This window comes from Streptomyces sp. NPDC006739 (genome assembly GCF_042869815.1).
Classification (GTDB): Bacteria; Actinomycetota; Actinomycetes; order Streptomycetales; family Streptomycetaceae; genus Streptomyces.
This window is the reverse complement of record NZ_JBIAGM010000020.1, coordinates 75,141-86,062: the sequence shown is the minus strand read 5'-3', so window position 1 is coordinate 86,062 and position 10,922 is coordinate 75,141. Positions and strand designations below refer to the sequence as shown.

Below are 10,922 nucleotides of genomic sequence, written 5' to 3'. Positions count from 1 at the left end.
CATGACGGAACGTCAGATTCCGGTCGCCATCACCGGGATGGCGGTCCTGCTGCCCGGCGCGCCCGGCCTCGACGCCTACTGGCGCAACCTCAGGGACGGAGTGGACGCGATCGGTGACGTCCCTGGCGGCCGGTGGGACACCGACTACTACCGGCCGGGCACCGCCGCCGGGCCCGCCGTCGCCGACCAGGTGTACTGCCGGCGCGGCGGATTCGTCGACGCGCTGGCCGAGGTGGAGGTCACCCGGTACGGCATCATGCCGAACTCGGTGCCCGGCACCGAGCCCGACCAGTTGATCGCCCTCGACGTGGCCGCCGCCGCCCTCGCCGACGCCGGCGGCACGGACCGGCTGCCCGATCGGCACCGGGTCGGTGTCGTCCTGGGCCGGGGCGGCTACCTCACCCCCGGCCTGGTCCGGCTCGACCAGCGGGTCCGGACCGCCGGGCAGCTCGTGCGCACCCTGGGCGAGTTGCTGCCCGATCTCAGCCCCGGGCAGCTGGAGCGGGTGCGTGCGGCCTTCACCGAGCGCCTGGGCCCCGACAGCCCCGAGTCCGCGATCGGCCTGGTGCCCAACCTCGCCGCCTCCCGGATCGCCAACCGGCTCGACCTGCGCGGCCCCGCCTACACCGTGGACGCGGCCTGCGCCTCCTCCCTCGTCGCCGTCGACCAGGCGGTCACCGCCCTCACCTCCGGCCGCTGCGACGTGATGCTGGCCGGGGGAGTGCACCACTGCCACGACATCACCCTCTGGAGCGTCTTCTCCCAGCTGCGCGCGCTCTCCCCGACCGAGCGCATCCGGCCCTTCCACCGGGACGCCGACGGCATCCTCATCGGCGAGGGCACCGGGGTCGTCGTACTGAAGCGGCTGGCGGACGCCGAACGCGACGGCGACCGCGTCTACGCGGTCGTCCGGGGCACCGGGGTGGCCAGCGACGGCCGGACCGCCGGACTCGTCAACCCCGATCCCGGCGGCCAGACCCACGCCGTACGCCAGGCCTGGCGGACCGCCGGGCTCGACCCCGCCGCCCCGCACTCGGTCGGCCTGCTGGAGGCGCACGGCACCGCCACCCCGGCCGGGGACGCGGCGGAACTCACCACCCTGTCCGAGGTGTTCGGGACCGTCCCCGACGGCGGTGAACGGGCCGTTCTCGGTTCGGTGAAGTCCATGATCGGCCACACCATGCCGGCCGCCGGGGTGGCGGGCCTGGTCAAGGCCGCCCTGGCCGTCCACCACGGAACCCTCCTGCCCACCCTGCACTGCGACGACCCGCACCCCGCGCTCGCGGCCACCCGGTTCCGCACCCTGGACCGGGCGGTCCCCTGGGAGACCGGACCCGGACAGCCGGTGCGGCGGGCGGCCGTGAACGCCTTCGGGTTCGGCGGGATCAACGCCCATGTGGTGCTGGAGCAGGCGCCCGGCACCGAACCGGCGCCGTCCGCCCCCGCACGCCCCCGGACCACGGCCACTTCTGCGACCCCCGCCACGGTCGCGGTGGCCGAGCCCGAGCGGGTGCTGCTGCTCGCCGCCGACACCCCGGGCCGGCTCGCCGCGCTCCTGGACGCCGACGACTCGGCCGTTCTCGCCGCGGGCCTGGACGCCGGGCACGCGCACCCCGACGCCGGTCCGGTCCGGCTCGGGGTGGTCGCCCCGACCGCGAAACGGCTCGCCCTGGCCCGCCGCGCGGTCGGCACCGGGCACGCCTGGCAGGGCCGTAGCGACCTGTGGTTCCGGCCCACACCACTGCTCGGTGGCGGCAGCGCGGGGCCGGTCTTCGTCTTCCCCGGTCTGGAGGGCGAGTTCACCCCGCGCGTCGACGACATCGCCGACCACTTCGGCCTGGCCCCCGTCACCGGCGCCGGCGCGGACGTACGGGTCGGTGACGTCGGCCGGCACGGCTTCTCCGTCGTCGGGGCGGGGCGGCTCCTCGACACGGCACTGCGCCGCATGGGGGTCGTACCGGGTGCCGTCGCCGGGCACAGCGTCGGCGAGTGGACGGCCATGGCGGTGGCCGGGCTCTACTCGGGAGCGCAGGTCGACGCGTTCATGGCCGGTTTCGACCCGGACTCGGTGTCCGTCCCGGGCCTCGCCTTCGGCGCCGTCGGGGCGTCCGCCGAGCGGGTCCTCGCGGCTCTCGCCGACGGCTGGGCCGGGTCCGGGATCGTGCTCTCCCACGACAACGCGCCCCACCAGTCGATGGTCTGCGGACCGGACACGGCCGTCGAGGAGTTCGTACGGTCCTTCCGCGCGCGGGGCGTCCTGTGCCAGGTGCTGCCGTTCCGGTCCGGCTTCCACACGCCGATGCTCGAACCGTACCTGGCACCCATCAAGGACGCGGCCGACACGTTCCGGCTGCACCCGCCGACCGTCCCGGTGTGGTCGGGGACGACGGCGGCGCCCTTCCCGGCGGACGAGGCGGCGGTGCGCGAACTGTTCGTACGGCACCTGCTGGAACCCGTCCGCTTCCGGCAGTTGACCGAGGCCCTGTACGCCGCCGGCCACCGCGTCTTCGTCCAGGCGGGGCCCGGACAGCTCGGCTCCCTCATCGACGACACCCTCGGCCACCGCGACCACCTGGCCGTCGCCGCCAACTCGCCCCGCCGCAGCGGAATGGCCCAGCTCCGCCGCGTGGCGACGGCCCTGTGGGCGGCCGGGGCGCGGGTGGCACCCGGGGTGCCCGGACCTCGGGGCCCGGCCGCCCGCCGGCCCCTGCGGCTGGACCTCGGCGGCGCGCTGGTCTCCCTCGACGACCAGGTGCTGAAGGAACTGCGCGCCGAGTTGGCCCCGGCGCCCCCCTCACCAGGGACCACCGTCGGCCCGGCACCGCTGGACGCCCTCGCCGGACGCCTTCCCGCGGCCGCCGAGCTGAGCGCCCTGCTGCGCGACACCGCGGACACCGCCGCCGAACTGATGACCGCGGCGGCCACGGCCTCGGCGGGCGCCCGGCGGCCTCCCCGGGCGGAGCCCCCGCAGCTCACCTCCGCCCCGCCGGCCCACCCCCCGGCCCCCTGGCACACCACCCTGCACGTCTCCCCCCACACGATGCCCCACCTCCTCGACCACTGCTTCTTCCCGCAACGGCCCGACTGGCCGGACATCAGCGACCGTTGGCCGGTGGTCCCCGCCACCACGATCGTCCGGCACATGATGGACGCGGCCGAGGCGGCGGCCCCCGGCCTGCGTGCGGTAGCCGTGCACGCGGCCCGTTTCGACCGCTGGCTCACCGCCACACCCCCCGTCGACGTGCCGGTCACCGTCACCCGCACCCCGCACGACCCGAACCGCCTCGCCGTCACCTTCGGTCCCACCGCCCGCGCGGAGGTCGAACTCGCCGCCCACCACCCCGAACCGCCCCCCTCCCGCCTCCGCCCGGACGCCCCCGAACGCACCCCGGACCACACCGCCGCCCAGCTCTACGCCGAGCGCTGGATGTTCCACGGCCCGGCGTTCCAGGGCGTCACCGAGCTGACCGCGATCGGCGACCGGCACGTACGCGGGGTGATCACCACCCCGGCGGCACCCGGCGCCCTGCTGGACAACGTCGGCCAGGTCCTCGGCTACTGGATCATGGCGACCCGCACCGAGCGCACCGTCGTCTTCCCCGTGCAGATGCGGCAGATGCGGTTCCACGGACCGCACCCGGCCCCGGGCACCGAGGTCGAGTGCCTGGTGCGGATCACCTCGCTCACCGACACGCTCCTGGAGGCCGACGTCGAACTGGCGGTCGGCGGCCGGGTGTGGGCGGTCCTCACCGGCTGGCAGGACCGCCGGTTCGACAACGACCCGCAGACCCGGCCGGTCGAGCGCTTCCCCGAGCGCAACACCCTCTCGCAGACCCGGCCGGGCGACCGCGTACTGCTGTTCGAGCGATGGCCGGACCTGGCCTCCCGCGAGCTGATCATGCGCAACTCGCTCGGCGGCGAGGAGCGGGCGCGGTACGCCGCCCACGCGCCCCGGGGCCGCAGACAGTGGCTGCTCGGCCGGATCGCGGCCAAGGACGCCGTACGGCAGTGGCTGTGGCGGCACGGCGAGGGACCCGTCTTCCCCGCCGAACTCCAGGTCCACAACGACGACCTGGGCCGCCCGTACGTCACCGGAGTGCACGGCCGCGCACTGCCCCCGCTGGACGTCTCGCTGGCCCACCGCGCCGAGGCGGCCGTGGCGATCGTACGGCCGCACGCGCCCGGTCCCGGCCCCGGCATCGACATCGAGGAGGTCACCGCACGCGACCCCGGGACCCTCACCGCCGCCCTCGGCCCGGACGAACTCGCGCTCCTGAGCGCCCTGTGCGCGGACGGCGGTGACCCCCGGGCGCTGTGGTTCACCCGGTTCTGGTCCGCCAAGGAGGCGGTCGCCAAGGCGGAGGGCACCGGGTTCGGCGGGCGCCCCCGCGACTTCACCGTGCTGGAGGCGGCGCCGGACGGGCGCCGGCTGCTGGTCTCGGGCCGCCTGGAGCGGGCGTACACCGTGCACTGCGAACCCGTCCGCAACCCCCCCGCGCTGCCGGACCGCGACTACGTCGTGGCCTGGACGACGGGCCCGGTCACCGAAGCCGGAGACGACCAGGAGGAGCACCAGCGATGAATCCCACGGAGCCGAACACGGAGCCGACCACCGAGCCGACGACGGAGCCGACGACGGAGCCGGTCACCGCGGCCGGTGAGGAGGAGGTGCTCGCCGACCTCAGGGCCATGCTGCTGGCCCTCCTGGAGGAGTACGGCGACGACGACGTCGAGATCGGCATGACCACCACCTTCAACCGCGACCTCGAACTGGAGAGCATCGACCTCGTCACGCTGGCGGGCCGGTTGGAGGAGCGCTACGGGCGGCGGGTCAACTTCGCCGAGTTCCTGGCCGGCATGGAGTTCGACGAGATCATCGAGCTGACCGTCGGCCGGCTGGTCGAGTTCGTCGTGGCCAGCCTGAAGGCGGCGGAGGCGGGCTGAGCGATGGCGATGGTGGACACCGGGGACATCCGGTTGCACGTCCAGAGAATGGGCCCCGCCGACGGCCGTACCCCGGTCGCCACCGTGGTCCTGGTGCACGGGCTGCTCACCGACAGCCTGGCCAGCTACTACTTCACCGTGGCCCCCCGGTTCGCGGCGGCCGGCCTCGACGTGGTCATGTACGACCTGCGCGGACACGGCCGCAGCGAGCGCCCGCCGGACGGCTACACCCTCGACCACAACATCGACGACCTCGACGCGCTGCTCGACCGGCTGGACCTCACCGGGCCCGTGCACCTCGTCGGCAACTCCTACGGCGGCACCATCGCCTTCGGACACGCGGCCCGCCACCCGGAGCGTGCGGCGAGCCTCACCCTGATCGAGTCCGAGCCCGCGACCGCCGCCTGGGCGCACAAGCTCGGCGGCATCCTGCACCGGGTGGTGACCCAGCTCGCCCACAACGAGTCCGAGGCGATCGCCTGGATCACCGCCCACCGCGGCCGCAACACGGCCCGCCTGGCCAGGGGCGCGGCCCGGCTCGCCCGCGAGACCACCCTCGGCCGGGACATCCCGGCCAGCCGGGTGCTGACGGAGGACCAGGTCAGGGCCGTACGCTGCCCGGTCCTCGGGGTGTACGGCGGTGACTCGGACCTGGCGGAGCTGGTACCGGTGAAGGAGGCGCTGCTGGCCGACTTCCGGTCGGTGGTGCTGCCGGGGCACGAGCACTCCGTCCTGGTGGAGGCGGCGGCCACGGTCGGCGGGCACGTCCTGGAGCTGATCCGGTCCGTCGAGGGGGCGCCGGTGGCGGGAGCCGGGGCCCGGTGAGCGGGTTCCTGTTCGTCGTGCCGCCGCTGGTGGGGCACATCAACCCGGCCGTCGGGGTCGCGGCCCGGCTCGGTGCGCTCGGGCACCGGGTGGCCTGGGCGTGTGCCGATCCCGCGCTGGTGCGCCGGCTGGCGGGCGAGGGGGCGCAGGTGTTCGCCTGCGCGGGTCCGGTGCCCGGTGCGGAGGGCGCCGCCCGGCCGCCGGGGCTGCGCGGCGCGGAGGCGCTGAAGTTCCTGTGGGAGGGGTTCCTGCTGCCCCTGGCCGACGCGATGGCGCCGGGCGTCCGCGCGGCCGCGGGCGTGTTCCGCCCGGACGTGGTCGTCAGTGACCAGCAGGCCTTCGCGGGCGCGCTGGTGGCCGAGCGGCTGGGCCTGCCCTGGGCGACCTCCGCCACCACCTCGGCCGAGTTCGCCGGCGCCTACGACGGTCTGCCCAAGGTCGCCGAGTGGCTGCTGGAGCGGCTGACCGCGCTGCGCGGCAGGATCGGGGACCCGGCGGGCGCCGCCGACCCACGGTTCTCCCCGCACCTCGTCCTGGCCTTCACCACACCCGGACTCGTGGGCCCCCGGGCGCCGGCGGGGGAGCGGTTCCGCTACGTCGGCCCCTCGATCGCCGACCGCCCGGCGGGCCCCGGCTTCCCCTGGGAGTGGCTGGATCCCGGCCGGGCGAAGGTCCTGGTGACCCTGGGCACGGCCAACGCCGACGCCGGCGGACGCTTCCTGGCCGCGTGCCTGGCCGCGCTGCGCGAACGCGCCGACCGGGTGCAGGCGGTCCTGGTCGACCCGTCCGGCACGCTCGCGTCCGGCACCGACGACAAGGACGTACTGATCCTGCCGTCCGTGCCCCAGCTCCCGCTGCTGGCGCGGGCCGAGGCCGTGGTCTGCCACGCCGGGCACAACACCGTGTGCGAGGCGCTCTGGCACGGCGTCCCGCTCGTCGTCGCCCCGATCCGCGACGACCAGCCCGTGGTGGCCGGGCAGGTCGTCGACGCGGGCGCCGGCCTCAGGGTCAGGTTCGGCCGCGTCACCGCCGCCGGTCTCGGGGCGGCGCTCGACACCGTCCTGCACGAACCCGGCCACCGCGCCGCCGCCGGCCGCCTCCGGGCGGAGTTCCGGGCGGCGGGCGGCGCCCGGGCGGCGGCGGACCATCTGGAACGACTCGCAGCGCAGGAGAGCCGATGAGCGACCGCACCGAGGACACCGACCGCACAGAGGACACCGACGGCCCCGACCGCACCGCGCGGATCGCCGCCCTGCGCCCCGCCTACCAGGCGGATCTGGCCGACGGCGTGGAGCGCTTCTTCGAACCCCGGCGCACCACCTGCCCCTGGTGCGCCTCGGACCGGCTGACCACCCGGCTGCGCACCACCGACCTGCTCCAGCACAAGCCGGGGCGTTTCACGCTCGACCACTGCCGGGACTGCGGGCACACCTTCCAGAACCCGCGGCTGAACGAGACGGGCCTGGAGTTCTACTACCGGGACTTCTACGACGGCCTCGGCGAGAAGAAGATGAGCGGGACCTTCGGCGGCCGCACCGCGATGTACCGGGGGCGCGCGCGGTCCATGCTGCCGCACGACCCCACCCCGAAGAACTGGCTGGACGTCGGCACCGGCCACGGACACTTCTGCGAGGCGGCCCGCGAGGTGCTGCCGGGCACCTCCTTCGACGGGCTGGACTTCACCGACGGCGTCGAACTGGCCGCCCGGGAGGGCCGTGTCGACCACGCCCACCGGGGCGCCTTCCCGGACCTGGCGCCCGACCTGGCCGCCCGCTACGACGTGGTGAGCATGTTCCACTACCTGGAGCACAGCACCGACCCCGGCCGGGAACTCCGCGCCGCCCACGAGGCGCTCCGCCCGGGCGGCCACCTCCTCATCGAGGTGCCGGACCCGCAGAGCCGGTACGCCCGGCTGCTGGGCCGCTGGTGGCTGCCCTGGCTGCAGCCGCAGCACCTGCACTTCGTGCCGGTCGCCAACCTGCGGCGGCGGCTCACGGAGCTGGGGTTCACGGTGGTCGCGGAACAGCACGCCGAACCGCACGACCCGGTCGATCTCCTGGCCGCCGTCTGGCTGGCCGTGGACCACACGGCGCCCCGCGAGGACGCCCCCTGGCTGCCCCGGCGCCCCGGGCCGCTGCGCCGGGCCCTGCGCACCGCCCTGGTCCTCACGGCCGTCCCGCCCCTGGCCCTGGCCACCCTCCTGGACCGCTTCGCGATCCGCCCGCTCGCCCACCGCCTCCGGCTGGCCAACGCCTACCGTCTGGTGGCCCGCCGGGACTGACCGGTGAAACCCGGCCCTTACCGCCGACCGGGTAGCCTTCCGGTGGGCGCGCCTTCGGGAACGTCCGGACGGACAGCCAGGACGCGACAGGGAGGAACCCGCGGTGCACGTGCAGGGGTGGCTCGACACGGTGCCCGCGGTGGCCGTCTACGGCGTGGTGGCCCTGGTCATCGGTCTGGAGAGCCTGGGCATCCCGCTGCCCGGCGAGATCATCCTGGTCTCGGCGGCGCTGCTGTCCGCCCAGCACTCCGGCATCGACCCCGTGGTCCTCGGTGTGTGCGCGACCGCCGGAGCCGTCATCGGCGACTCCATCGGCTACGCGATCGGCCGCAAGGGCGGCCGCCCCCTGCTGGCCTGGCTGGGCCGGAAGTTCCCCCGGCACTTCGGCGAGGGCCATGTCGCCACCGCCGAGCGGTCCTTCGAGAAGTGGGGCATGTGGGCGGTCTTCTTCGGCCGTTTCGTCGCCCTGCTGCGCATCTTCGCCGGCCCGCTCGCGGGCGTGCTGCGCATGCCGTACTGGAAGTTCCTGATCGCCAACGTCCTCGGCGGCATCTGCTGGGCGGGCGGCACGACCGCGGTCATCTACTACGTGGGCATCGTCGCCGAGGGCTGGCTGAAGAAGTTCTCCTGGCTGGGCCTGGTGGTGGCGCTCCTGATCGGTCTGGCCTCCCTGCTCGTGCTGAAGCGCAAGGCGAAGAAGGCGGCGGCCGGCCGGAGCGAAACGGAGCCCGAGCCCGTACCGGCCGCCGAGTAGGCGATCAGGCCTCCTCGTGCACCTGACGGTGCGCCTTCGCCAGCTCCGCGTAGAGCGTGCCGTTGAGCGTGACCCCCTGCCGCTCCTCCGGGGAAAGCTCCCGCTTCACCTTCGCCGGCACCCCCGCGACCAGGGACCCCGGCGGCACCACCATCCCCTGCGGCACCAGCGCCTGCGCCGCGACCAGCGAACCGGCGCCGATCACCGCCCCGTTGAGCACGGTCGCCCCCATCCCGACGAGACAGTCGTCCTCGACCGTCGCCCCGTGCACCACCGCGTTGTGCCCGATGGAGACCCGCTCGCCCACACTGACCGGGAACCCCGGATCGGCGTGCAGCGTGACGTTGTCCTGCACGTTGGCGTCGGCCCCGACGCTGATCCGCTCGACGTCACCGCGCAGCACGGCGCCGTACCAGACGCTCGCCCCGGCCGCGAGCGCCACGTCCCCGATCACCGACGCCGTGGGCGCCACGAACGCCTGCTCGTCGATCCGCGGCTCCCGGCCACCGATACCCGTGATCAACGCCTTGTGCGTCATCGTCCTCTCCTCGCCGCAGAACCGTCGTAGACACCCGCACCGTACGCCACCTGGTGGGGCGAAGATCACAGCGGTCGGCGCGCCGGGGCGCCGTCGGCGCTGAGTACGGTGAGCGGGTGCCCAAGCCCAAGAACACGTTCTCATCCCGGCGGCGCCGTCTCGCCCAGCGCGCCGTGCACGCGGGCTGGGCATGGCTGCAGCGCACGGGCTCCGTCACCGCCGAGCACCCGGGCCGGCTGCGCTTCGGCGCCATGGGAACAGGTACCAGGCTCGCCTTCCCGCTGGGCACCGTCTTCGGCGAGCCCTGGATCCACCTCGGCGCGCACTGCATCGTCGGCGAACAGGTCACCCTGACCGCGGGCCTGATGCCCGACCTCGACCTCGGCCCGGAGCCGATCCTGCGGATAGGCGACGGCGTCGTCCTCGGCCGGGGCAGCCATGTCATCGCCGACACGACGGTCACCATCGGCAGCGACTGCTACTTCGGCCCGTACGTCTACGTCACCTCCACCAACCACTCCTACGACGACCCCCACCAGCCCATCGGCAAGCAGTGGCCGCGCATGGAGCCGGTGGAGATCGGCCCGGGCTGCTGGATCGGCACCGGCGCGGTCATCCTGCCGGGCGCCCGCATCGGCCGGAACGTCGTCGTGGCGGCCGGCGCGGTGGTGCGCGGCGCGGTGCCCGACCACGCCGTGGTGGCCGGGGCGCCCGCCAGGGTCGTACGACGCTGGACGCCCGACGACGGCTGGCAGCCCCCGCTGCGGACCCCCGCCCCCGTTCCGATCCCGGACGGGGTCACGCCGGAGCAGCTGCTGGCCCTGGCGGACCTGGACGAGGAGAGCGTGGCCCGACTGGCCCAGCTGGACGCCGAGGGCTGAGGGACGGCCCGGCCGGTCCGCCGCGCAGTACAGTTCGGTGCACGATCGGGTGCACCGGACCGTAGTGCCGCGAGGTGCACCCCCTCATCCAGAACAGGGGGCGTGAGTGACGGACCTCGACCTGCTGACCCGGACCCTGGCGCGCAGCGTCAAGCACTGGCGGGCGGTACGCGGCTTCACTCTGGACGTGCTCGCCGCCCGGGCCGGCGTCAGCCGCGGCATGCTCATCCAGATCGAGCAGGCCCGCACCAACCCCAGCATCGGCACGGTCGTCAAGATCGGGGACGCGCTGGGCGTCAGCGTCACCACCCTGCTCGACTACGCGCAGGGGCCGAAGGTCCGGGTGGTCCCCGCCGAACAGGCCGTACGGCTCTGGCACACCGACGCGGGCAGCTACAACCGCCTGCTGGCGGGCACCGAGGCGCCCGGCCCGCTGGAGATGTGGGACTGGCGTCTGATGCCCGGCGAGCGCAGCCCCTCCGACCCGCACCCGGCCGGCACGGTCGAACTCGTCCACGTCACGGCCGGCGAGCTGACCCTCACCGTCGACGGCACCGAGCACCGCGTCCCGTCCGGCGCCAGCGCCGCCCTCGAGGCCGACACCCCGCACGTCTACGGCAACGACGGCGAGGTCCCGATGGAGATGGTGATGGCCGTCTCGGTCCCGCCCGTCCGCTGAGCGGCCCCCGCGTCGACGTC

The 10,922-nt window shown here is 74.8% G+C and carries 9 protein-coding genes; 8 read left to right on the top strand and 1 reads right to left on the bottom strand.

The annotated features are described in order from the left end of the window. Nucleotide 1 precedes the first annotated feature (1 nt). The 6 genes from ACFYMM_RS32325 to ACFYMM_RS32300 all read left to right on the top strand — a co-directional run bounded on the left by ACFYMM_RS32325 (nucleotide 2) and on the right by ACFYMM_RS32300 (nucleotide 8,804). A complete protein-coding gene (locus ACFYMM_RS32325) occupies nucleotides 2–4,582 on the top strand; it encodes a beta-ketoacyl synthase N-terminal-like domain-containing protein (protein ID WP_388393038.1) in 4,581 nt (1,526 codons plus the stop codon). 107 nt (nucleotides 4,583–4,689) lie between these two features. Continuing rightward, nucleotides 4,690–4,944 (top strand): acyl carrier protein, encoded by a 255-nt coding sequence (locus ACFYMM_RS32320; protein WP_388393170.1) that lies wholly within the window; start codon nucleotides 4,690–4,692, stop codon nucleotides 4,942–4,944. Between the two features lie 3 nt (nucleotides 4,945–4,947). Beyond that, a complete protein-coding gene (locus ACFYMM_RS32315; RefSeq protein WP_388393036.1) occupies nucleotides 4,948–5,769 on the top strand; it encodes an alpha/beta fold hydrolase in 822 nt (273 codons plus the stop codon). Then, nucleotides 5,766–6,950, top strand: coding sequence for a glycosyltransferase (locus ACFYMM_RS32310; protein ID WP_388393033.1), 1,185 nt, complete (start codon nucleotides 5,766–5,768; stop codon nucleotides 6,948–6,950). Before ACFYMM_RS32315 ends, ACFYMM_RS32310 begins: the two co-directional genes overlap by 4 nt. After that, on the top strand, nucleotides 6,947–8,050 hold the full coding sequence (locus ACFYMM_RS32305) for a class I SAM-dependent methyltransferase (RefSeq protein WP_388393032.1): 1,104 nt from the start codon (nucleotides 6,947–6,949) through the stop codon (nucleotides 8,048–8,050). The genes ACFYMM_RS32310 and ACFYMM_RS32305 overlap by 4 nt, the downstream gene beginning before the upstream one ends. Before the next feature lie 103 nt (nucleotides 8,051–8,153). After that, the gene (locus tag ACFYMM_RS32300; RefSeq protein WP_388393029.1) at nucleotides 8,154–8,804 is read left to right on the top strand and encodes a DedA family protein; all 651 of its coding nucleotides are present in this window, start codon (nucleotides 8,154–8,156) and stop codon (nucleotides 8,802–8,804) included. Between the two features lie 4 nt (nucleotides 8,805–8,808). On the opposite strand, the gene ACFYMM_RS32295 is transcribed toward ACFYMM_RS32300, so the two are convergent. Beyond that, on the bottom strand, nucleotides 8,809–9,342 hold the full coding sequence (locus ACFYMM_RS32295; RefSeq protein ID WP_388393027.1) for a gamma carbonic anhydrase family protein: 534 nt from the start codon (nucleotides 9,340–9,342) through the stop codon (nucleotides 8,809–8,811). Nucleotides 9,343–9,458: 116 nt separating this feature from the next. Between ACFYMM_RS32295 and ACFYMM_RS32290 the strand changes: the two genes are divergently transcribed. Together ACFYMM_RS32290 and ACFYMM_RS32285 are read left to right on the top strand one after the other, a co-directional pair. Next, the gene (locus ACFYMM_RS32290; RefSeq protein WP_388393024.1) at nucleotides 9,459–10,223 is read left to right on the top strand and encodes an acyltransferase; all 765 of its coding nucleotides are present in this window, start codon (nucleotides 9,459–9,461) and stop codon (nucleotides 10,221–10,223) included. A gap of 106 nt (nucleotides 10,224–10,329) precedes the next feature. Next, nucleotides 10,330–10,902, top strand: coding sequence for a helix-turn-helix domain-containing protein (locus tag ACFYMM_RS32285; protein WP_388393021.1), 573 nt, complete (start codon nucleotides 10,330–10,332; stop codon nucleotides 10,900–10,902). The last annotated feature ends 20 nt before the right edge of the window (nucleotides 10,903–10,922 follow it).

Excerpts from the sequence above, each read along its gene's own strand:
- ACFYMM_RS32325 (WP_388393038.1), top strand. The coding sequence starts at position 2 with ATGACGGAACGTCAGATTCCGGTCGCCATCACCGGGATGGCGGTCCTG.
- ACFYMM_RS32320 (WP_388393170.1), top strand. The coding sequence starts at position 4,690 with ATGCTGCTGGCCCTCCTGGAGGAGTACGGCGACGACGACGTCGAGATC.
- ACFYMM_RS32315 (WP_388393036.1), top strand. The coding sequence starts at position 4,948 with ATGGCGATGGTGGACACCGGGGACATCCGGTTGCACGTCCAGAGAATG.
- ACFYMM_RS32305 (WP_388393032.1), top strand. The coding sequence starts at position 6,947 with ATGAGCGACCGCACCGAGGACACCGACCGCACAGAGGACACCGACGGC.
- ACFYMM_RS32295 (WP_388393027.1), bottom strand. The coding sequence starts at position 9,342 with ATGACGCACAAGGCGTTGATCACGGGTATCGGTGGCCGGGAGCCGCGG.